The sequence below is a fragment of the Streptomyces sp. NPDC090088 genome (genome assembly GCF_044747345.1).
In the GTDB taxonomy this organism is placed as follows: Bacteria; Actinomycetota; Actinomycetes; order Streptomycetales; family Streptomycetaceae; genus Streptomyces.
The window spans coordinates 293,041-313,553 of the sequence record NZ_JBIVDZ010000007.1 but is presented as its reverse complement, the minus strand read 5'-3'; the positions used below and the strand labels follow the sequence as shown (position 1 = coordinate 313,553).

The window sequence follows — 20,513 nt, the reverse complement described above, 5'->3', positions numbered from 1 at the left end:
GGGCACGCGAGGTGGGCATGCGCCATCGCGATGTTGGACGAGGGGACCGCAAAAGAATTCGGCCCCGTGTCGTCCGACGGACACTCACAGTAGTCGCCGACGCATCATGTGCGGTGGGCAGTTGACAAAGTCCCCCGGGGAGGGTCCCGCTCTGGTATGAGCCGTCGTACGAAAGACCGATAACCCCCTCGACGCTTCGCGCCTGAACAGCCGACAACCGATCCGACCTGCTCAAAAAAGGTCACCCGCAGAACATGAGGACCGGGGCGCCCCACGCTCCCCGTCCATGCACCGGGCGCCCGTCCATGCGCCCCCGGCCGCCCCGGCAGCACGCCCGCGCGGCCCGCACATCCCCGCCACCATCCCCCAGAACGTCACTCACGGTGACCGCGCTGGGCGTCGACGCCCGTCACCGCGTCGGTCGCGGCCCCGGCCAGATCCGGGTGGCTCAGGACCTCGGTGCTGTCGATGAACTGGTCCACCGCGCCGGCCGTCCGCAGCTCCCGTATGTCCGGGTCCTTGATGCGGGCGGTGAGGGCCCGGGTGAAGCGATCGGCGCGCAGGACACGGAACGGCCTGGAGTGGTAGGAGCGGGTACCGGGGTCCACCCGGTCGGTGAGCTCCAGTTCGTTGTGGAGATGGGCGACGATCTCGTAGGCATGGGCCAGGTGCCGCTCACGGGTGTGCCAGTCGGTGGCGGCGAGCACGGCGGTGAGCTCGGGGGTGAGCCGAGGGGCCGCCGGGGTGCGGGCGAAGGCGCTGCCGAGCCATTTGCCGTACGGCGGATAGCGCCGGTCCATCAGCAGGCAGAGCCGCATGAGGTCGCGGACCAGGCGGGCGGCCTCGACGGCGGAGCCCAGTTCGTCGCCGACCTCGCCGCAGCGGCCGACGAAGGCCTCCTCCTGGGCGATGCGCCGCCACTGGCAGGCGAGGAGATGGAGCCACAGGTCGTGGGGGTACCAGCGCAGTGCGGCCCGGGCCGGGGTGAGCGTGCGGAGGCCGTCGTGGAACACGGCGCCGGCCGTGGCCTCGGCGAGCAGCTGGGTGGGGGTGGCGAGCCAGTGCGCCGGGGTGACTCCGGAGGCCGGATCGAAGCCGAGGGCGGCCCGGAACCAGGGGGACACGGCGGTCACCTCGACACGGTGGTGCACGGGCCCTTCGGTGACCTGCATGACCCGGATGTCCCGGTCCTTGGTGGCGGCGAAGTGGGTGGGCCAGCCGTGGAAGGTCTTCGGGAGGTGTTGGGCGAGCACATGTCTGATGCGGGCGGCATGGCGCGGCACATCGTGGGGGTGGAGGAAAAGCTGGAGGCGTGGGCCCCATTCGTGGTCGGCGGAGCGTTCGGTGTCGTAGCCGAGGACTTCGGAGCCCGGGCCGATACGGGCCGCCGTATGGGGTATTCCGGGGGCGGCCTCCTCCAGCAGCGAGCGCACGGCCTCGGTGTAGAAGCGTCGGGACAGCTCAAGTCCCGGTAAGAAGGCGGGGGTTGGCATATGTGCATGGCTCATGCCCATGCCCCTGCCCAGGTTGTGCAGGGGCATGCGCACCGCTTTCACGCCACCGCCACAAGGGTGGCGCAACTACTTCACAAGATCGTCCGCGTCCGGTGCCACCGCGTCGCCGGCCAGGCCGAGGTCCTCCGGCCCGGCCTCGCCGCGCGGCTGGAGGGCACGGCGCCAGGGCCGGGCGAGGGGCGCCGACACCTCGCGCCACCACGGGTCGACCGGCGGTTTCCCGGAGGGCTCGAAGGGCTCCCCGGGGCGCGGCAGCGCGACCGTCTGGCCCACCGCGTCCCCGGCGTCCTTCGTCCACTCCCCCGGCTCGGCCCAGGCGTGCGGGGCGAGGTTGAACGTGCCCCAGTGGATCGGCAGCAGGACGCCGTGCGGGCCACCGCCCTGGAGGTCCAGGTGGGCGCGCACGCCTTCCTCGGGCGTCATGTGTATGTCGGGCCAGTACTCGCTGTACGCCCCGATCTGAATCATCGTCGCGTCGAACGGGCCGTGGTCGGCGCCGATGTCCTTGAAGCCGTCGAAGTAGCCGGTGTCACCACTGTGGTAGATCCGGTGCTCCTCGCCGGCCACGACCCAGGACGCCCACAGGGTGTGCTGGGTGTTGCGCAGCCCGCGGCCGCAGAAGTGCCGGGCGGGGGTGGCCGTCAGGGTGAGTCCGCCGATCCTGGTCTCCTCGTGCCAGTCCAGCTCGCGCAGCCGGTCGGCGGAGACACCCCACTGTTCGAGGTGGGCGCCGACGCCGAGCGGTACGGCGAACAGGGTGTCCGTGCCGGCCAGCGCCTTGATGGTGGGCAGGTCGAGGTGGTCGTAGTGGTCGTGCGAGATGACCACGACGTCGACCGTGCCGAGCGCGGCGATCGGCAGCGGCACCGGGTGCAGCCGCTTGGGCCCGGCGAACGGGAACGGCGAACAGCGCTCGCCCCAGACGGGATCGAACAGGACGCGGTGCCCGTCGATCTCGGCGAGCACGCTGGAATGGCCCATCCACGTCAGCCGCAGGCCGCCGACGGCGGGCCTGGCGAGGTCGGCGAGCGTGGTGGCGTGCACCGGGACGGTGCCCCGGGGGGCACGGCGGGCGCGCTGCTCCTTCTCGAAGTAGGTCTTCGCGAACTCGAGCATCGAACCGGAGGGCCGGGTCCGGGCAGTACCGCCCGGGTTCTGGAAGACACCGTCCTTGAAGTGCGGTGAGCCCTGGATGCGGGCCAGGCGCTCGCCGCCGGGGTCCGCGCCGAAGGCGGCGGGCCGCAGCGCACGGAGCCCGGAGCTCAGGGAACTCGAACCGGTCACGGTACCTCCAGTGGTAAGGCTGAGGCCCTCCATTATGGTCGGCCCCTCCGACAATCGGCGTTGACACCGGACCGCCCACCTCCCGATACTGACCCACTGTTCAGTAGGAACCCGCTCGCTCCCACTCGCCCCCCCGCTCACCGCCTTCCTGCGAGGAAACTCCATGACCGCTCCCCTGATGTCCCTCGTCTGGACCGACCACGTCACCGGCCGCCGGGGTTTCCTGGTCGTCGACCGGCTGGTGCGGGGCGTGGCCAGCGGCGGTCTGCGGATGCGGCCCGGCTGCACCCTGGAGGAGGTCACCGGGCTCGCGCGCGGCATGACGATGAAGGAGGCCCTGCACTACAACCCCGGGGGCCGCTACGTCCCGCTGGGCGGTGCCAAGGGCGGCATCGACTGCGATCCGCAGGACCCGGGGTCGTACGCCCTGCTGGTCCGCTATCTGCGGGCCATGCGGCCGCACATCGAGAGCTTCTGGACCACCGGTGAGGACCTGGGGCTCACCCAGGACCTGGTGGACCGGGCGGCCGCCGAGGCGGGGCTCGTCTCCTCGATCCAGGCCGTGTACCCGCTGCTGGACGACGAGGCGGCGGCCCGGCGGCGACTGGCGGACGCCTTCGCGGTCGAGGTGGACGGCATCGGGCTCGACGAGCTGGCGGGCGGCTGCGGGGTCGCCGAGTCGGCGCTGACGGCGCTGGACCGGGCCGGGGTGCCGTACGCGGGGACGCGGGTCGCCGTGCAGGGCCTGGGCACGATGGGCGGGGCCACGGCGCGCTTTCTCTCCCGCGCGGGGCTCACGGTGGTGGCCGTCGCCGACGTCAAGGGCACGATCGCCAACCCGGCGGGTCTGGACGTGGAGGCGCTGCTGCGCGCGCGGGACGCGTACGGCACCGTCGACCGCGCGGTGCTGCGGCCCGGCGATCTGGAGCTGCCGGGCGACGCCTGGCTGTCCGTGGACGCGGAGGTGCTGGTGCCGGCTGCGGTCTCGTACGCGATCGACGCGGCCGACGAGCACCGGGTCACCGCCCGCTGGATCGTGGAGGCGGCGAACATGCCGGTGCTGCCGGAGGCGGAGGAGCGGCTCGCCGCGCGCGGCGTGACCGTGCTGCCGGACGTGGTGGTCAACTCGGGGACCAACGCCTGGTGGTGGTGGACCCTGTTCGGCGACATCGGCCCGGACGCGGACGAGGCGTTCGCCCACACCCGGCGTTCGATGCGGGCCCTGGTGGAGCTGATGCTGGACCGCGCGGAGCGCGACGGCACCACCCCGCGGGCCGCCGCCCACGCCCTGGTGACCGACCGGCTGCCGGTGATCGCGGAACGGTTCGGCTGGTACCGGTGACGGGTCAGCGGCGCCCCAGAGCGGCGGCGAGCAGCAGCGCGCCCAGGGCCGTGAGCGAAGTGCCCTGCCAGCCGAGGGTGTCGAGCAGCGGTGCGGCGACGGCCGTACCCAGGGCGCCGATCGTGAAGTACACCACGAGGTAGACGCTGCTGAGGCTGCCGGAGCGGGCGGGGTCGAGGGCGATGACGCGGCTCTGGTTGGCGGCCTGGGCGGCGAAGCAGCCGGCGTCGAAGAGGGCGAGGCCGAGGGCGGTGTGCCAGGGGGTGTCCAGGCCCGTGGCCAGCAGGGCGGTGCCGGCCGCGGCGGCGAGCAGGGCGGCGGTGATCACCGTGCGCGGGCCGTACCGATCGGTGAGGCGGCCGCTGAGCGGGAGCGCGGCGAAGCCCAGGAGCCCCGCCAGGCTGTAGAGGCCGATGGCGGTCGGGCCGAGCGAGTGCGGCGGCTGGGCCAGGGCGAGGGTGAGGGCGATCCAGACGAGGTTGAAGGCGAAGTACCAGAGGGCTCCGGTGGCCACCGCGCGGCGCAGCCGCGGCTGGTGCAGGAGCAGCAGCGGGAGGGCCGCCAGGGTGGCGCGGTAGCCGCGGTCGGCGTGCGGCCGAGCCCGGGGCAGGAGCGTGGCGGCGGCGAGCGCGCCGAGCAGCGCGAGGGCGGCGAAGACGAGGAGCATCCGCCGCCAGCCGAGGGCGTCGGTGAGGGCGCCGCCCACCAGCCGGCTGAGCAGGATGCCGGCCGACATGCCGGCGGCCACCAGGGCGACGCCGGTTCCGCCGCGGCCCGGCCGGGCGTGCCGGCCGGCGATGTTGCTCGCCTGGGCGGCCACGCTGGCGGCGGCGCCGACGAGCAGGTAGGCGGCCAGCAGGACGACCGCGTCGCGTGCGGTCGCGGCGAGCGCGAGGGCGGCGGCCAGGGCGGTGAGCTGCGCGGTGACCAGGCGGTTGGGGGCGAGGTGGTCGGTGAGCGGGAGCAGCAGGGCGAAGCCCGTCATGCAGCCGGCGAGCGCGGCGGTCGGCACCAGGCCGATCACGGCGAGCGGCACGTCCAGGTCGGTGGCGACCGCGGTGAGCGCGGGCTGCACGGCGTAGTTGTTCGCGATCGCCGTGCCGGCCACGGCGGCCAGCAGGAGCGTGCCGCCGCGGGGCAGCGTCCGGCTCACGGCCGGGTGTCGCGGGTGAGGACGACGGCGTAACGGCACTCGGCGTCGGTGGTGTTGGCGAAGACGCGCTCGGCGGGCGCACCGAGTTCGATGGTGTCGCCGGCGGCGAGTTCGTGGACCGTGTCGCCGTCGTGGAAGGTCAGCCGGCCGTCGAGGACCCAGACGAGCTGCCGTACGAAGGCGAAGGCCGCGGCCGGGTACGGCACCCGGGCTCCGGCGGGCAGCCGGATCTCGGCGATCTCCGCGGGGAAGCGCGGGCCGGTGATCTGGCGGCGCCGGTAGCCGGTGCCGGGGTCGCGCCACTCGGCGGCGTCGGCGCCGCGCCGCACGCCCGGGGTGTCGGCCGCGGACTCCGGCGCGTCCTGCGTGCCTTCGGCGAGGGCCAGCAGCGAGGCGACGCTGAGCTGGAACGCGGCGGACAGCTTGCCGAGGACGACCGCGGTGGGGCTGCTCTCGCCGCGTTCGATCCGGCTGATCATCGCCGGGGAGACACCGGAGGCGTCCGCGAGCTGGGCCAGCGTCCAGCGGCGGCGCTCCCGCTCGGTGCGGACGCGGGCGGCGATCTGCCGTACCAGGGGCTCCGCCGATGGTTCTACTATGTTGGACATGAATCCAATATACGAGAGAAGCGCGGTGACGGTCCGCCCGGCCCGTCCCGGGGACCAGGAGGCCGTCCGCGCGATCCGCAATCACGCGATCGAGCACTCCACGGCCCTGTGGACGGAGACCCCGCAGTCCCCCGCCGAGGGCGCGGTGTGGTTCGCCGCGCACCTGGAGCGCGGCTCGGCGCTCGTGGCCGCGGTCGCGGGCGCGCCGGGCGAGGTGGCCGGGTTCGCGGCCTACGGCCCCTGGCGCGCGCTGGACGGCTACCGGCACACGGTGGAGAACTCCGTCTACGTCCGCGAGGGCAGCCACGGGCTCGGCATCGGCTCCGCGCTCCTCGGCCCGCTGATCGCCTCGGCGCGCGATGCCGGCCACCATGTGATGATCGCCGGCATCGAGGCCGGGAACGCCGCGTCGATCCGGCTGCACGACCGGTTCGGCTTCGAGCACGTCGGCACGGTCCGGGAGGTGGGCACCAAGTTCGGCCGCTGGCTGGACCTCACGCTCATGCGGCTGCCGCTGGCCTGAGACGGCGACGCGGGCAGCGGGACGACCGATTAGGGTGACCGCGTGGCGAGAGTGCGGTTGAGCGTGGCCGAGCGGCGGGAGGAACTGCTGCGGGCGGCCATCGAGCAGATCGAGGCGCGGGGCGTGGCGGCGGTGCGGATCGCCGATGTGGCCTCGGCCCTCGGGGTGAGCAACGCCCTGGTGCTGTATCACTTCTCGACGAAGGAGAAGCTGGTCGCCGCCGCCTTCACCTATGCCGCCGAGGACGATCTGGCGCATCTGCGCAAGCTGCTGGGCCGCCGTACGTCGGCGCTGCGCCGGCTGCGGGCCGCGGTGCGCTGGTACGCGCCGACCGGGCAGGCCAAGGGCTGGCGGCTGTGGATCGAGGGCTGGGCGGTGGCCTTGCGCGAACCCGCGCTGCGGGACGTCACCAAGGGCCTGGACCAGCAGTGGAAGGCGGCGCTCACCGAGGTCATCACCGAGGGGGTGGCCGCGGGCGAGTTCCGGTGCCCGGACCCCGCGGCCACGGCGTTGCGCCTGACCGCCCTGCTCGACGGGCTCGCCGTCCAGCTGACGTCGTATCCGGGCGGCGTACCGCGGGCCCGGGCGCAGCAGTGGGTCGACGAGGCGCTGGCGCGCGAATTGGGACTGCCCGAGCACGAGTAAGGGGCGGTCCGCAGGGAGACCGCCCCTTACCCGCCGGCGCCGCCTCCTCAAGCCACGGAGGCGATCCGCATCTTGATGTCGTCCGGGGAGAGCGCCCCCTTGGCCGTCACATGGTCGCCCGACGACTCGCCGCGCAGCCGCCGCCCGATCCACGGGACCAGGTACTCGCGGGCCCAGTGCACGTCGTCCCGGCGGACCTCCAGGGTGCCGCGGGGCGGCAGCGGGGGCCACGGCTGGTCCGGGTCGGCCGGCACCTCGACGCCGAGCACCTGGCCGGCGCGGAGCGCCACCCGCGTGTGACCTTCGGGGGACAGGTGCAGCCGGTCGCCGTCCCAGGCCCGCCGGTCCTGCACGGTCTTGAGGGACCACAGGTCGAGGACCGGGCAGCCGTACCGGTCGGCGATGGCCCGGACATGCCCGTTGTACGTGGCGATCTTGCCGCGCAGATGCTTGAGGACGGGCACGCCCCGGGTGTCGAATCCGGTGGTCACGAGCACCGTGCCGATGGCCTCGGTCAGTTGGGCCACGGCCCGCTCGAACCGCTCGGCCACCTCGTCGGGGTCGGTGCCGGGACGGATGATGTCGTTGCCGCCCGCGCAGAAGGAGACCAGGTCCGGGGCGAGCTCCAGGGCCTGCGGCACCTGGTCCGCCACGATCTGGTCGAGCAGTTTGCCGCGCACGGCGAGGTTGGTGTAATCGAAGTCGCCTTCGGGCTGCCGGTCCGACAGCAGTACCGCGAACCGGTCGGCCCAGCCGACGAACGCCCCGTCGGGGCCGGGGTCGCCCACGCCCTCGGTGAAGCTGTCCCCCACCGCCACGTACGACCCGATCACTGATGCAATGTCACTCTTCGAATCGTCTGCCACGTCGGACCATGATTCCCCTTGAGGTGTGACCTACGCGACCGTAATAAGGGGTTGACGATCGGTGAGATAAGACACTTTTAAATACTTTGCCAAGCCTGGAATAAGGCCCCCATCAGGGACGTTGACGGGTTGATCGCCAGACCCGGAAGTCACTGATACGGAAGTGGCTCCATGTGGTCCGAAACGCGAAGTGCCCACCCGTGTAAGGCTCCGGGTCGGTGTAGTCGAACACCGGCCGGCCGTTGTTCCACCATTGCACGGTCGGGCCGTCGGAGACGATCCGGACGCGGTTCGGTTCGTTCGCGACGAGCAGCGGCTCGGTGTAGTCGTAGATCAGCGGCCGGACGCCGGGTTCGCCGACGTAACGGCGCAGCCGGGTGGTGGTGTTGTAGTTGGCGCCGAAGCCTGCGTAGTAGGTCGTGAGGTAGTCGTACTCGGCGAGGGCGCCGCCGCGCGGGGTGGCGAACAGGTCGCCCGGGGAGCGGACGTCGGTGGCGTTCCAGAAGTTGTTGAGGTCCGACACCCGGTCGTCGGGACCGCCCGCCGAGACCGGGGTCGCGGTGTACTCCAGGACGTACGGCCCTTCGAGCCGGCGCCGGAACCAGACGGTCGCGCCGGCCGGCACGTCGACCTCCAGGATCCCGTGCGACGCGGTGACCGAACCGCCCTGTTCCAGTTCGACGAACCACTGGCCGAGGCCGTGGCGGAAGTCGTCGTGGGCGAGCAGCCGGCGGTGCCGGGGCGCGGCGCTCGCGGGCGCGGCGGGAGCGAGGGCCGCGAGGGCGGCTCCGACAGTTCCGGCGGCCAGGGCTCCGAAGGCGCGGCGGGTGGTGGTCATACGCGGGATTCCTTCCGATAGAAAGCGCTTGCATTCACGGGGTAACTGTGCCGCCGTACCGCCGTCGTTGTCGATGCCCTGAACACTCCCGCCACAAGAACGCAACGCGCCGAAGGCCGGACCCGGGGATCGGGGGTCCGGCCTTCGGAGTGTGCGGCAGGGCGGCGGGGCGTCGGGGCGGCGGGTCAGCCGACGGCGAGGCCCTTGGAGCGGAGGTAGGCGACCGGGTCCACGTCCGAGCCGTAGTCGGGGGTGGTGCGGATCTCGAAGTGCAGGTGCGGGCCGGTCACGTTGCCGGTCGCGCCGGAGAGGCCGACCTGCTGGCCCGCGGTCACGGTCTGGCCGACCGAGACGGAGAGGGCGGAGAGGTGGCCGTACTGCGCGTAGTAGCCGTCGGCGAGCCGGATGACGACCTGGTTGCCGTAGGAGCCGCCCCAGCCGGCCGTGACGACCGTGCCGGCGCCGACGGCCTTGACCGGGGTACCGGTCGGGACGACGAAGTCGACGCCCGTGTGGTAGCCGCTGGACCACATGCCGCCGGCCACGTGGTAGCCGGTGCCGACGGTGGCACCGACGACCGGGAGGCTGAAGCCGGAGGCGCTCGTCACGGACGCGTCCGCGGAGGACGACGACGAGAACGAAGAGGACGAAGAGGACGGCGAGGAGTCGGAGGAGTCGGAGGACCGCGCCTCGGACCGGTAGCCGGAGTCCGTGGTGCCGTCCGTCGTCGCGGCGCGGCGGCCGTCGAGCGTGAGCTTGAGACCCGGGTGGATCAGCGAGGGGTTGCCGCCGACGGCCTGCCGGTTGTCGGCGTAGAGCCGGTGCCAGCCGCCGCTGACGTTCTGGTCGCGGGCGATCTTCGAGAGATAGTCACCGGGGACCACCGTGTAGGTGCGGTGCGCGGCACGCGCGGCGGCGGACTTCCGCACGGCCGCCGTCTTCTCCATTGCCGTCTTCTCGACCCCCGGCAGCGACTGCGCGGCCTTTTCGGGAACGGACTGCGCGGTGGCCGCGTGGGCGCCGGCGGCTCCCATGAGCGGCAGCGCCAGCGCGGCGCCGCCGGTTCCGGCGACGGCCATCGAGCGGGTGAATCGCTGGGCCTTGGGACGGCGGTGCTTACCCTTCGCGGGCATGGCGCATTTCCTCTCCGGCGCCTGCGAGGTGAGCTGTCGGGTTCGGGCTGGAGCTGCCCGGCCACACGTGAACGCGTGGCTACACCCCTAGCCGTCCCGGGAACCGGAACAGGCGGTCATACCTGGTGGGTCCCCCGCTCCTGCCGGGCACGGGTGAGTGTGTGGGGACTCCGGACGGCGGCAGGATTCGGCGTTCCGTCCGGATGCGTGGCGAACGTAAGCGAGCAGGACGCACCCGGACAAGCGACTGGTTCCCTCTGTCCGAGTTTCGCTTGATCCGTTACGGGAAATCACGGTCACCCTCCGTGAATTCCACCGGCCCGCGTTTATCAATTCCTCAGCGAAAACCAAGAATTACGTGAACATGACGCGCGACGGACGGTCACGGATATGACGCTCCTCACGCACTCGCCCATCACTCCCCTTTATTCCAGAGCGAGTTAGAATGAAGGGGAGTGAAGGCGCCAATTCGGACAGAGGACTCAAATGCGGCGCAGTCGGAGAACCGTCGCATCCAGGTCGCCCTTCAGGCCGGTGCGCAGACCGTGGTGCAACAGCACGGCACCCCGGTGCACTTCGCCCGTTTCGCGGCATTCGTACGACGCGGTCGGGTCGAGCCCCCGCAGCCGCAGCGCCGGCGCCGGCTCGCCGTAGCTCTGCGCCTGGAGCCAGGCGAGGACGACCGTCTCGTCGCCGAGGGTGTACTGCACGGCGCTGAGCCCGCCGGTCGGCGGCCGCAGCCGGAACTGGTCGCCGCGCTGCACCAGCGGCCGGATCTCCTTGTAGAGCTCCACCCAGCCGCCGGCCTCGGCGAGCTCCTCCTCGGTCCACTGCGAGAGGTCGCCGCCGACACCGAGCGCACCGGCCATGGAGCTGACGAACCGGAAACGCAGCGAGCTGACCCGGCCGTTGAGCTGGTGGTTCGGGCTGTCGGTGACCCAGGCGGACATCACCCGCGCGGGGTGGATCTGGCTGAAGCCGTGCTGGATGGCGAGCCGGTCCAGCGGGTCGGTGTTGTCGGAGGTCCACACCTCGTCGGTACGGCTCATGATGCCGAGGTCGATCCGGCCGCCACCGCCGGAGCAGGACTCGATGGCGACGTTCGGGTGGGCCGCGCGGATCCGGTCGAGCAGGGCGTACAGCCCGCGCACGTGGTCGACCCACAGGCGCTGCGGATAGGGCTCGCCGGGCCAGCCCGCGTCGGTGAAGCAGCGGTTGAAGTCCCACTTGACGTAGTCGATCGGGGCGCTGGACAGCAGGGTGTCGAGCTGCTGCCAGAGGTACTCCTGGACGTCCTCGCGGGCGAGGTTGAGGACGAGCTGGTTGCGCAGTTCCGTCCGCTTCCGCCCCTGCTGGTACTGGACCCAGTCGGGGTGGGCGCGGTACAGGTCGCTGTCCGCGTTGACCATCTCGGGCTCGACCCAGATGCCGAACTGCATGCCGAGGGCGTGCACATACTCGGCGAGGGGCTTGAGGCCCTTCGGGAAGCGGTCCGGGTTGGGGGTCCAGTCGCCGAGGCCCGCGCGGTCGCTGGTGCGGGCGCCGAACCAGCCGTCGTCCACCACGAACAGCTCGACGCCGATCGCGGCGGCCCGGCGGGCGAGGGTGGCCTGCTGCTCCTCGGAGATGTCGAAGGTGGTGGCCTCCCAGGAGTTGAACAGCACCGGCCGGTCGCGGTCGGCGTCCGGGATGACGTACGCCCGCTGGTAGGCGTGCCAGGCGCGGCTGGCCCCGCCGAAGCCGCCGTCGGTCCACAGGGCGGCGAAGACCGGGCTGGTGTACGACTCGCCCTCGGCCAGCATCAGCAGGCCCGAGTCGTCGTACCCGGCGCCGCCGGTGATCTGGACGCGCGCGTCGGGGAGTTGGGCGACGGCGATCCGCCAGGAGCCGGACCAGCCGAGGGCACAGCCCCAGACCTCGCCGCGCTCCTCGGTGGCGTCGGTTTCCAGGGCGACCCAGGGCAGGTGCTGGTGGCCGGTGTGGCCGCGGCGGCTGCCGATGACCTTCTCGCCGTAGGTGAGCGGGGCGCTGACCAGCCGGGACTCGGCGGCCCAGCGGCCGTGCAGCTGGGAGAGCCGCCAGCCCTCGCGGTCGGGCAGGGTCCAGGTGGCGGGGTCGGCGCGCAGCACCTCCAGGGGGGTGTGCCCGCCGTTGCCGACGGTCACCCAGCGCTCGACGACATCGCCGCGCATCCGGTAGTGGAGGGTGATGACGACGCCGTCGTCCGTGAAGCGCAGCCGGAGCTCGTCCTCCTCGACCTCGTACGCCTCGAAGGCCCACTCGGTGCCCCGGCGCTCCTCGGTGCGCAGCGAGAGCGCGGGGCGCACGAAGCGCGGGCCGCCCTCGACCGGGTACTCCTCGCGGCCGTCCAGGGGGGACTCGAAGGGCCAGTACTCGGGCAGCGCCCGGGTGCTGAGCTGCTCCGCGTCGGCGAGCTGGATCCTGGGCCCCCAGTGCAGGTGGAGCAGCTCGTCGGCCTCCGTCAGATGCAGCGCGTAGCTGCTGCCGGGGCCCGACAGGAGCCAGGTACGACCGTTTTCGGTGATGTCCACCATCGAGAAACCTCACACAGGTGCCAACAGATCCGCTCAAGCACGAACATCATCAAGGTCCACCGGCCCCTGAGGCAACGCCTGTGGACAACTCATTGCCCGCGGAAACCGATGTCGTATGGTCGATCCAGTGCCCGTCGACGAGCAGCGCCGACGGGGCCGGCCGGGAGGAGCCCCCCGTGACGCAGCAGGTCCCGTCGACCGAGCCCGAGCTGGCGGGTGTGCGCAACTTCCGTGACGTGGGCGGTCTGCCGACCGTGGACGGGCGGCGGGTGCGGCCGGGCGTGCTGTTCCGCAGCGGGCACCTGGCGCACGCGACGGAGTCGGACGCGGAGTTCCTCGCCTCCCTGGGCCTGCACACGATCTTCGACTTCCGCAACGCGGCCGACCAGAAGCTGGAGGGCCCGGACGTCGAGCTGCCCGGCGTACGGAACCTGAACCTGCCGCTGACCGACCCGGCGCACGGGGCCGACTTCTGGAAGATGGTCCGCGAGGGCGACATCGAGCAGCTGCGCGCGCTCCTGGGCGACGGCAAGGCCGCGAACCGGATGGTCACCTCGTACCGCACGATCGTCAAGGACCGCACCGAGGAGCACTCGCGCGTGCTGCACGCGGTCGCCGAGGACAGCGTCCCGGCGCTGATGCACTGCGCGGCCGGCAAGGACCGGGCGGGCATCTCCATAGCCGTGACGCTGCTCGCGGTGGACGTGGAACGGGACGCGATCCTCGCCGACTACCTGGAGTCCAACGCCAAGCACCGCCGCTACAAGGTGCGGCGCAGCGGCGGTGGGGAGTCCGCGTACAGCCCCGAGGTGATGGAACTGCTGAGCCCGCTCTTCGACGCCCGCGCGGAGTACCTGACGGCGGCCTTCGAGAGCATCGACGAGACCTGGGGCGACGTCGGGACCTACCTGGAGCAGGGCCTGAAGGTCACCGCGCGGACCCGGGAGCGGCTGCGCGAGCGTCTCCTCGACTGAGACCGGGCGAAGGGCGGCGGCTCAGCCCTTGCCGCCGAGGGAGAACAGCAGGAAGAGGAAGCCCGCCAGGACGTGCCCGACGGCGAGATAGATGACCAGCCGGATCCACAGGGACCGGGGGAACTTCTCCTCGATGTTGCTCACGGCAGCTCTCCAGTGATCGGTCCCAGGCACAGCGTGGCCGTGGGACTCTGCAGCAGGGTGTGGACGAACAGGAGCTCGACGCCGTCCTGGTCCTCGGCGGCGAGCCGGTGCGGGGTCAGCGAGTCGAAGTGCGCGCTGTCGCCGGGCGCGAGCACGTGTGCGGTGTCACCGAGGCGCAGCCGGAGCCGGCCGCGCAGTACGTGCAGCCACTCCTCGCCGGGATGCACCCGCACGATGTCGCCCTGGGAGCCGTACGGCACCCGGACGCGCAGGGCCTGCATCGCCCGGCCGGACGCCCCGGCCTGCCAGTAGGTCCAACCGCCGGCGCGGGTCGGTTCCATGTCGCCGGCGCGCACGATCGCGTCCCGGTCGGCGACGGTCTCGCCGAGCAGCTCGGAAACCGTCGTACTGTAGACACGTGCGAGCGCGAGCAGCATCGGCAGCGAGGGCTGCCGCTGGCCCGTCTCCAGCCGGGACAGGTGCGCGGGCGACAGCCCGGCGTCCCGTGCGGCGGCCTCCAGGGTGAGGCCGGCGCGGCGGCGCAGGGAGCGCAGCTGCGGGGCGACGGCGGGCAGGTCCGTGACCGGCCCGCCCGCGCCCTCGTCGTCGGAGGGGTTCATGCCTCCATTCAGCCGCAGTTTTGCCTCTGCGGCAATTTCCTTGCCTCAGAGGCAAAAAATCAGCGGTTGGCCACCGCCTGCTTGATCAGCGTCTTGCCGAAGTCCCACATCAGGCCGCCGCCGCTGTGGGCGTCGTCCATGACGTCCGTGAAGGCGTCCACGAAGCGGTCGACGTCCGCCTCGTCGACGATCAGCGGCGGGATGAGCTTGATCACCTCCAGGTGGTCACCGGAGACCTGGGTGAGGATCCGGTGGCGCTGGAGCAGCGGTACGACGACCATCTGGGCGAACAGACCCTTGCGGGCGGCCTGGAGCATGGTCCATCGGCTGCGCAGCTTCAGCGAGCTGGGCCGGCCGAACTCGATGCCGATCATCAGGCCCCGGCCGCGCACGTCGGCGAGCAGCTCGTACTTGTCGGTCAGCGCGGCGAGCCGGGACTTCAGCTGCTCCCCCACGGCCCGGGCGTTGGCCACGATCTGGTCGTTCTCCATGACCGACAGCACGGCGAGCCCGGCCGCCATCGCCTGCGCGTTGGCGCCGAAGCTCGCCGAGTGGACCAGGACGCGGTCCATGGACGAGTAGACCTTCTTGAAGATCCAGTCCTTGCCCAGCGTGGCACCGACCGGCACATAGCCGCCGGACAGCGCCTTCGCCACGCACACCAGGTCCGGCTCCACGCCCTCCTCGTGCTGGTGGGCGTAGAAGTCGCCGGTGCGGCCGAGGCCCGTCTGCACCTCGTCGGCGATCAGCAGCGCCTTGTGCCGGTGCAGCAGCTCCTGGGCGGCGCGCAGATACCCGGGCGGGGCCTCGTGCACGCCCTTGCCCTGGATCGGCTCGACGATCAGGGCGGCGACATCGCCCTTCTTCAGCTCCCGGGCGAGCGCGTCCAGATCGCCGAGGGGAACCGCCGTGTCGGGCAGCAGCGGCGCGAAGCCGTCCCGGAAGCCGTCCTCGCCGTTGACCGACAGCGAGCCGGTGGTCAGGCCGTGGAACGCGTGGTCGCAGTAGAGGACGCGCGGTCTGCCGGTGGCGAACCGGGCGAACTTCAGCGCCGTCTCGACCGCCTCGGTACCGCTGTTGCCGAAGAACACCCGGTCCAGGTGCGGGCTGTGGGCGAGGAGCTGCTCCGCGAGCAGACCGGGCAGCGGCTGGCAGTCGAAGCGGGTGAGGTCGGCCAGCTGGGCGTCCAGCACGTCGTGCAGGGCCTTGCGGACGACGGGGTGGTGCCGGCCCAGGCCCATCACCCCGAACCCGGCGAGCATGTCCAGGTAGTCGTTCCCGTCCGCGTCCCAGAAGTGCGCGCCCTCGGCCCGCTCGTAGACCTTGTCGAAGCCGATGGTGTGCAGCATGCGCGGGAGCTGGTGGTTGAGGTACTTGGCATGCAGCTCATACCGCTCGGCTCCGCGCTCGGCCAGCAGCGCGCCGAGGTCGAACTCCTCGCTCATTGTTTCTCCTTGCTGGCGCCATCGGTGACAGCGGCCTCGGCTGTGGCGCCCCGCAGGGGCGCGGGGAACTGCGCGACCAGCCCGGACGGCGCCGCACCCGCCGTACGACCCCCCGCGGCACCCCCGTGGGCGCCATCGGCCCCCCGCCCCGCGAGGCTCGCCCCGATCCGCCCCGCGATCTCCACCGGCGTCAGCCCGATGTCGGCCAGCACCTCCCCCCGCTTGGCATGCGCCAGGAACTGTTCCGGAATCCCGAACCGCCGTACCGGCACGTCCACTTCGGCGTCGCCGAGCGCCAGCGAGACCGCCGCACCGACCCCGGCCGCCCTGCTGTTGTCCTCGACGACGGCCACCAGCTCATGCCGGGCCGCCAGGACCGGCAGCGCCGGGTCCACGGGCTTCACCCAACGGGGATCCACGACCGTGCAGTTGATACCCCGAGCCGAGAGCAGCTCCGCCGCCTGGAGGCAGACCGGCGCCATCACCCCGACCGCGACCAGCAGCACCTGCGCGTCCGTGTCGCCGCGCAGCACATCCATCCCGCCGACCCGGTCGACCGCGGGGATCTCCGGTCCCACCGACTCCTTCGGGAAGCGCACCAGCGTCGGCGCGTCGTCCACGGCCACCGCCTCCCGCAGTTGGAGACGCAGTTGCTCGGCGTCGCGCGGGGCGGCGATCCTGAGGCCCGGCACCACCTGGAGTACGGACATGTCCCACATGCCGTTGTGGGACGCGCCGTCGACCCCGGTCACTCCCGCCCGGTCCAGCACGAACGTCACCCCGCAGCGATGCAGCGCGACGTCCATCAGCAACTGGTCGAAGGCACGGTTCAGGAACGTGGCGTAGACGGCGACGACGGGGTGCAGTCCGCCGGTCGCCAGCCCCGCCGCGGAGACCGCCGCGTGCTGCTCGGCGATGCCGACGTCCCAGACCCGGTCGGGGAAGCGCTCGGCGAACTTGCCGAGGCCGACCGGGTGCAGCATGGCCGCGGTGATCGCGACGACGTCGTCCCGCTCCTCGCCGATCCGGACGATCTCGTCGCCGAACACCGAGGTCCAGGAGGGCCCGTTGGACGGCGCGAGCGGCTCGCAGGTGAGCGGGTCCATCACGCCGACGGTGTGGAAGTGGTCCTCCTCGTGGGCGAGGGCGGGCTCGTAGCCGCGCCCCTTCTCCGTGAGGCAGTGCACCAGCACCGGCCCGTGGAAGCGTTTCGCGCGCCGCAGCGCCGACTCGACGGCCTTGATGTCGTGGCCGTCGATCGGGCCGACGTACTTGAGGCCCAGGTCCTCGAACATGCCCTGCGGGGCGAAGGCGTCCTTGAAGCCCTTCTTGGCGCCGTGCAGGGACTCGTAGAGGGTGGTGCCGACGATCGGGGTGCGCAGCAGGACGTCCTTGCCCCAGGCCAGCACCTTCTCGTAGCCGTCGGTCGTGCGCAGGGTCGCCAGGTGGTTGGCGAGGCCGCCGATGGTCGGCGCGTACGACCGCTCGTTGTCGTTGACGACGATGATCAGCGGCCGGTCCTTGGCGGCCGCGATGTTGTTGAGCGCCTCCCAGGCCATCCCGCCGGTCAGCGCGCCGTCGCCGATGACCGCGACGACATGGCCCTTCTCCCCCTGCACCTGGCGGGCCTTGGCGAGGCCGTCGGCCCAGCCGAGCGCGGTGGAGGCGTGGCTGTTCTCGATGACGTCGTGCTCGGACTCCTCGCGCGAGGGGTATCCGGACAGGCCGCCCTTGCCGCGCAGCTTGGAGAAGTCCTGACGGCCGGTCAGGAGCTTGTGGACGTAGCTCTGGTGGCCGGTGTCCCAGAGGATGCGGTCGACCGGGGACTCGAAGACCCGGTGCAGCGCGACGGTCAGCTCCACGACGCCCAGGTTGGGCCCGAGGTGGCCGCCGGTCCTGGCGACCGCGTGCACCAGGAACTCGCGTATTTCTTCGGACAGTTCACCGAGTTCCGCCTCGGACAGCGCCTTCAGGTCGCGTGGTCCCCGGATCTTCTCCAGAATCGTCACGCTCGGCCCCCTCTCGGTCCGTGCTGATCAGCTCACGGTGACGGCGGGTGCTCCGGACCCGGCGCCGTCCTTCTCCATCTGCTCGGCGATCTTCATCGCTTCCTCGATGAGGGTCTCCACGATCTTCGACTCGGGCACGGTCTTGACGACCTCGCCCTTGACGAAGATCTGGCCCTTGCCGTTGCCGGAGGCGACCCCGAGGTCGGCCTCCCGCGCCTCGCCGGGGCCGTTGACCACACATCCCATGACGGCGACCCGCAAGGGCACTTCCATGCCCTCCAGACCGGCCGTCACCTCGTCCGCCAGTTTGTAGACGTCGACCTGGGCTCGGCCGCAGGACGGGCAGGAGACGATCTCCAGGCGCCGCTGCCGCAGGTTCAGCGACTCCAGGATCTGGATGCCGACCTTGACCTCCTCGGCCGGCGGCGCGGACAGCGAGACCCGGATGGTGTCGCCGATGCCCTGGGACAGCAGTGCCCCGAAGGCCACCGCCGACTTGATCGTGCCCTGGAAGGCCGGGCCCGCCTCGGTCACGCCGAGGTGCAGCGGGTAGTCGCACTGGGCCGCCAGCTGCCGGTACGCCTCGATCATCACGACCGGGTCGTTGTGCTTGACCGAGATCTTGATGTCGCGGAAGTCGTGCTCCTCGAAGAGCGACGCCTCCCACAGAGCGCTCTCCACGAGCGCCTCGGGCGTCGCCTTGCCGTACTTCTCCAGCAGCCGGCGGTCGAGCGAGCCGGCGTTGACCCCGATCCGGATCGGCGTGCCGTGGTCTTTGGCGGCGCGCGCGATCTCCCGTACCTGGTCGTCGAACTTCTTGATGTTGCCGGGGTTCACCCGAACCGCCGCGCACCCGGCCTCGATCGCGGCGAACACGTACTTCGGCTGGAAGTGGATGTCCGCGATCACCGGGATCTGGGACTTGCGCGCGATGGTCGCCAGGGCGTCCGCGTCGTCCTGCGTGGGGCAGGCGACGCGGACGATCTGGCAGCCGGACGCGGTGAGTTCGGCGATCTGCTGGAGGGTGGCGCCGATGTCCGAGGTGCGGGTGGTGGTCATCGACTGCACCGACACCGGGGCACCGCCGCCGACCGCCACCGGCCCGACCTGGATCCGCCGGGACACGCGGCGCTCGGCGACCGGGCGGGCCGGGACCTCGGGGAGGCCCAGGGGAATGGCGGTCATGCGGTCACTCCCGGTTCCCGGAGACCGTCTCGCGCATGGCGCGCAGCGACTCCTTGAGGGACCCCATGGTGGCGAGGACGGCGGTGGGCTCGTAGCCGCAGTGCGCCATGCAGTTGGCGCACCGCGGGTCCTTGCCGCGGCCGTACTTGTCCCAGTCGGTCTCCTCGATGAGTTCGCGGTACGTCGGCACGTACCCGTCGCTCATCAGGTAGCAGGGGCGCTGCCAGCCGAAGAGCGAGTAGTTGGGGATCGCCCAGGCCGTGCAGGGGAAGTCGACCTTGCCCTCCAGGAAGTCCAGGAAGAGCGGGGAGTGGTTGAGCCGCCACTTCTTCCGGTTGCCGCCCGCGAAGGCCTTCTTGAACAGTTCGCGGGTCTGCTCCACGCCCAGGAAGTGCTCCTGGTCGGGGGCCTTCTCGTAGGCGTAGGCGGGCGAGATCATCATCTCGTCGACCTTCAGGTCGTCGTTGAGGAAGTTGAGCACCTCGACGATGGTCTGCGGGGTGTCGGTGTTGAAGAAGGTGGAGTTGGTGGTGACCCGGAAGCCGCGCCGCTTGGCCTCCTTGATGGCCGCCACCGCCTCGTCGAAGACGCCTTCCTTCGCGACGGACTCGTCGTGCCGCTCGCGCAGCCCGTCGATGTGCACCGCGAAGGCGAAGTACGGCGAGGGCGTGAACTTGTCCATCTTCTTGCGCAGCAGCATCGCGTTGGTGCACAGGAAGACGTACTTCCGCTTCGCCACCAACTGCCGCACGATCTCGTCGATCTGAGGGTGCATCAGCGGTTCGCCGCCCGCGATGGACACCATCGGCGCACCGGACTCCAGCACCGCCCCGACCGCCTGGGCGACCGGCATGCGCTGCTTCAGCACCCCGGCGGGATGCTGGATCTTGCCGCAGCCCTCGCACTTCAGGTTGCAGGCGAAGAGGGGTTCCAGCTCCACGATCAGCGGGAACTTGTCCCGCTTGCGAAGCTTCTGTTCAGCCAAGTAGGTAGCGACCTTGATCGACTGGCGCAGCGGCATGGCCATCTGGGCTCACCTCCGGGGGAGCAGCAAAGAACGGTGCCATTCGAAGAAAGCTGGAAGAACGGATCGAAGAACGCGGAAAGCTGATATTCCACCGCGGACCGTACCGATCCGGACGAGTTCATGTTCAGGAGCGTCCACGACCACCCTGACGGCCGCAACGGGGCGTTCGCCCGCGCGCACGGCGCTCAGGAGTGTGGCCGCCGATTCCATGTCGACCGCGATTGCGCCGGTCGCGAGCAGAGCGGACCGTTCGTGACCGCGGACGACGTGGTCGGAGCCGGTGAGGGGGCCGGTGTGGACGGTGCGGCCGGGTACGGTCCGCACGAGTTCCTTGACGAGGAGTTCGGTGGCGACGCAGGGCACGCTGCCGCGCGGGTCCCGGGTCTCCTCGGCGACGACCAGGTCGCCGGGGTGCATCCCCGGGGCGAGGCCCGCGCAGAAGCCGGTGGCCAGCACGGCCGCGCCGGCGAAAGCGGGATCGGCCAGGAGCCGGGTGACGGACCGTTCCGCCGCCTTGGGCCCCATGCCGGTGCGCAGCACGGTGACCGGCCCGTCCGCACCCCCGCGTTCGCCGGCGCGCAGGGCGAGGTGCTCGATGCCGAGCGCGCAGGCGATCAGCAGCGGGGCCGGAACGGGCGTGGTGCTCAA

At 71.6% G+C, this 20,513-nt stretch carries 19 protein-coding genes and 1 riboswitch; of the genes, 4 read left to right on the top strand and 15 right to left on the bottom strand.

The annotated features are described in order from the left end of the window. Window positions 1-374: 374 nt before the first annotated feature. Together ACIPSJ_RS32400 and ACIPSJ_RS32395 are read right to left on the bottom strand one after the other, a co-directional pair. Window positions 375-1,493 (bottom strand): DUF4037 domain-containing protein, encoded by a 1,119-nt coding sequence (locus tag ACIPSJ_RS32400; RefSeq protein WP_401351554.1) that lies wholly within the window; start codon window positions 1,491-1,493, stop codon window positions 375-377. 87 nt (window positions 1,494-1,580) lie between these two features. Beyond that, on the bottom strand, window positions 1,581-2,798 hold the full coding sequence (locus ACIPSJ_RS32395; protein WP_401351227.1) for an MBL fold metallo-hydrolase: 1,218 nt from the start codon (window positions 2,796-2,798) through the stop codon (window positions 1,581-1,583). Between the two features lie 163 nt (window positions 2,799-2,961). On the opposite strand from ACIPSJ_RS32395, the gene ACIPSJ_RS32390 reads away from it, so the two are divergent. Further along, a complete protein-coding gene (locus tag ACIPSJ_RS32390; protein WP_401351225.1) occupies window positions 2,962-4,140 on the top strand; it encodes a Glu/Leu/Phe/Val dehydrogenase dimerization domain-containing protein in 1,179 nt (392 codons plus the stop codon). A gap of 4 nt (window positions 4,141-4,144) precedes the next feature. On the opposite strand, the gene ACIPSJ_RS32385 is transcribed toward ACIPSJ_RS32390, so the two are convergent. Both ACIPSJ_RS32385 and ACIPSJ_RS32380 read right to left on the bottom strand, forming a co-directional pair. Next, complete coding sequence (locus tag ACIPSJ_RS32385) at window positions 4,145-5,293, bottom strand: MFS transporter (protein WP_401351224.1); 1,149 nt, start codon at window positions 5,291-5,293, stop codon at window positions 4,145-4,147. Further along, the gene (locus tag ACIPSJ_RS32380) at window positions 5,290-5,901 is read right to left on the bottom strand and encodes an XRE family transcriptional regulator (RefSeq protein ID WP_359221690.1); all 612 of its coding nucleotides are present in this window, start codon (window positions 5,899-5,901) and stop codon (window positions 5,290-5,292) included. Before ACIPSJ_RS32380 ends, ACIPSJ_RS32385 begins: the two co-directional genes overlap by 4 nt. Between ACIPSJ_RS32380 and ACIPSJ_RS32375 the strand changes: the two genes are divergently transcribed. Next, window positions 5,900-6,424, top strand: a complete 525-nt coding sequence (locus tag ACIPSJ_RS32375; protein ID WP_401351222.1) for a GNAT family N-acetyltransferase — start codon at window positions 5,900-5,902, stop codon at window positions 6,422-6,424. The genes ACIPSJ_RS32380 and ACIPSJ_RS32375 overlap by 2 nt on opposite strands. Before the next feature lie 42 nt (window positions 6,425-6,466). Then, window positions 6,467-7,069, top strand: coding sequence for a TetR/AcrR family transcriptional regulator (locus ACIPSJ_RS32370; protein ID WP_359221692.1), 603 nt, complete (start codon window positions 6,467-6,469; stop codon window positions 7,067-7,069). Between the two features lie 47 nt (window positions 7,070-7,116). Here the strand turns inward: ACIPSJ_RS32370 and ACIPSJ_RS32365 are convergent, their stop codons facing one another. The 4 genes from ACIPSJ_RS32365 to ACIPSJ_RS32350 all read right to left on the bottom strand — a co-directional run bounded on the left by ACIPSJ_RS32365 (window position 7,117) and on the right by ACIPSJ_RS32350 (window position 12,461). After that, window positions 7,117-7,902, bottom strand: a complete 786-nt coding sequence (locus ACIPSJ_RS32365) for an SGNH/GDSL hydrolase family protein (protein WP_359221693.1) — start codon at window positions 7,900-7,902, stop codon at window positions 7,117-7,119. A 145-nt stretch (window positions 7,903-8,047) separates the two neighbouring features. Further along, a complete protein-coding gene (locus tag ACIPSJ_RS32360) occupies window positions 8,048-8,773 on the bottom strand; it encodes a DUF6250 domain-containing protein (protein WP_401351221.1) in 726 nt (241 codons plus the stop codon). Window positions 8,774-8,958: 185 nt separating this feature from the next. Continuing rightward, window positions 8,959-9,906: a peptidoglycan DD-metalloendopeptidase family protein gene (locus tag ACIPSJ_RS32355; protein ID WP_401351219.1), complete on the bottom strand. Its 948-nt coding sequence runs from the start codon at window positions 9,904-9,906 to the stop codon at window positions 8,959-8,961. Window positions 9,907-9,911: 5 nt separating this feature from the next. After that, window positions 9,912-10,072: riboswitch (cyclic di-AMP (ydaO/yuaA leader) on the bottom strand. A gap of 316 nt (window positions 10,073-10,388) precedes the next feature. Further along, on the bottom strand, window positions 10,389-12,461 hold the full coding sequence (locus tag ACIPSJ_RS32350) for an alpha-galactosidase (protein ID WP_401351217.1): 2,073 nt from the start codon (window positions 12,459-12,461) through the stop codon (window positions 10,389-10,391). Window positions 12,462-12,637: 176 nt separating this feature from the next. Between ACIPSJ_RS32350 and ACIPSJ_RS32345 the strand changes: the two genes are divergently transcribed. After that, the gene (locus ACIPSJ_RS32345; protein ID WP_359221697.1) at window positions 12,638-13,435 is read left to right on the top strand and encodes a tyrosine-protein phosphatase; all 798 of its coding nucleotides are present in this window, start codon (window positions 12,638-12,640) and stop codon (window positions 13,433-13,435) included. Between the two features lie 21 nt (window positions 13,436-13,456). Here the strand turns inward: ACIPSJ_RS32345 and ACIPSJ_RS32340 are convergent, their stop codons facing one another. The 7 genes from ACIPSJ_RS32340 to ACIPSJ_RS32310 are packed head-to-tail and all read right to left on the bottom strand — an operon-like array spanning window position 13,457 to window position 20,513. Beyond that, on the bottom strand, window positions 13,457-13,579 hold the full coding sequence (locus ACIPSJ_RS32340; protein ID WP_355714737.1) for a DUF6126 family protein: 123 nt from the start codon (window positions 13,577-13,579) through the stop codon (window positions 13,457-13,459). After that, window positions 13,576-14,199 (bottom strand): helix-turn-helix domain-containing protein, encoded by a 624-nt coding sequence (locus tag ACIPSJ_RS32335; protein WP_401351215.1) that lies wholly within the window; start codon window positions 14,197-14,199, stop codon window positions 13,576-13,578. Before ACIPSJ_RS32335 ends, ACIPSJ_RS32340 begins: the two co-directional genes overlap by 4 nt. 59 nt (window positions 14,200-14,258) lie before the next feature. After that, window positions 14,259-15,644 carry an aspartate aminotransferase family protein gene (locus ACIPSJ_RS32330; RefSeq protein ID WP_401351214.1) on the bottom strand — a complete coding sequence of 462 codons (1,386 nt, stop codon included), beginning with the start codon at window positions 15,642-15,644 and terminating at the stop codon, window positions 14,259-14,261. After that, the gene (gene dxs, locus ACIPSJ_RS32325; RefSeq protein WP_401351213.1) at window positions 15,641-17,653 is read right to left on the bottom strand and encodes a 1-deoxy-D-xylulose-5-phosphate synthase; all 2,013 of its coding nucleotides are present in this window, start codon (window positions 17,651-17,653) and stop codon (window positions 15,641-15,643) included. Before dxs ends, ACIPSJ_RS32330 begins: the two co-directional genes overlap by 4 nt. Window positions 17,654-17,680: 27 nt before the next feature. Then, on the bottom strand, window positions 17,681-18,838 hold the full coding sequence (gene ispG, locus ACIPSJ_RS32320) for a flavodoxin-dependent (E)-4-hydroxy-3-methylbut-2-enyl-diphosphate synthase (RefSeq protein ID WP_359221702.1): 1,158 nt from the start codon (window positions 18,836-18,838) through the stop codon (window positions 17,681-17,683). Between the two features lie 4 nt (window positions 18,839-18,842). Further along, the gene (hpnH, locus tag ACIPSJ_RS32315) at window positions 18,843-19,865 is read right to left on the bottom strand and encodes an adenosyl-hopene transferase HpnH (RefSeq protein ID WP_359221703.1); all 1,023 of its coding nucleotides are present in this window, start codon (window positions 19,863-19,865) and stop codon (window positions 18,843-18,845) included. Between the two features lie 6 nt (window positions 19,866-19,871). Further along, window positions 19,872-20,513, bottom strand: a complete 642-nt coding sequence (locus tag ACIPSJ_RS32310) for a 1-hydroxy-2-methyl-2-butenyl 4-diphosphate reductase (RefSeq protein WP_401351212.1) — start codon at window positions 20,511-20,513, stop codon at window positions 19,872-19,874.

Coding starts and splice junctions, on each gene's coding strand:
- ACIPSJ_RS32355 (WP_401351219.1), bottom strand. CDS start 9,906: ATGCCCGCGAAGGGTAAGCACCGCCGTCCCAAGGCCCAGCGATTCACC.
- ACIPSJ_RS32360 (WP_401351221.1), bottom strand. CDS start 8,773: ATGACCACCACCCGCCGCGCCTTCGGAGCCCTGGCCGCCGGAACTGTC.
- ACIPSJ_RS32350 (WP_401351217.1), bottom strand. CDS start 12,461: ATGGTGGACATCACCGAAAACGGTCGTACCTGGCTCCTGTCGGGCCCC.
- ACIPSJ_RS32335 (WP_401351215.1), bottom strand. CDS start 14,199: ATGAACCCCTCCGACGACGAGGGCGCGGGCGGGCCGGTCACGGACCTG.
- ispG (WP_359221702.1), bottom strand. CDS start 18,838: ATGACCGCCATTCCCCTGGGCCTCCCCGAGGTCCCGGCCCGCCCGGTC.
- ACIPSJ_RS32380 (WP_359221690.1), bottom strand. CDS start 5,901: ATGTCCAACATAGTAGAACCATCGGCGGAGCCCCTGGTACGGCAGATC.
- ACIPSJ_RS32330 (WP_401351214.1), bottom strand. CDS start 15,644: ATGAGCGAGGAGTTCGACCTCGGCGCGCTGCTGGCCGAGCGCGGAGCC.
- ACIPSJ_RS32375 (WP_401351222.1), top strand. CDS start 5,900: ATGAATCCAATATACGAGAGAAGCGCGGTGACGGTCCGCCCGGCCCGT.
- ACIPSJ_RS32390 (WP_401351225.1), top strand. CDS start 2,962: ATGACCGCTCCCCTGATGTCCCTCGTCTGGACCGACCACGTCACCGGC.
- hpnH (WP_359221703.1), bottom strand. CDS start 19,865: ATGGCCATGCCGCTGCGCCAGTCGATCAAGGTCGCTACCTACTTGGCT.
- ACIPSJ_RS32400 (WP_401351554.1), bottom strand. CDS start 1,493: ATGCCAACCCCCGCCTTCTTACCGGGACTTGAGCTGTCCCGACGCTTC.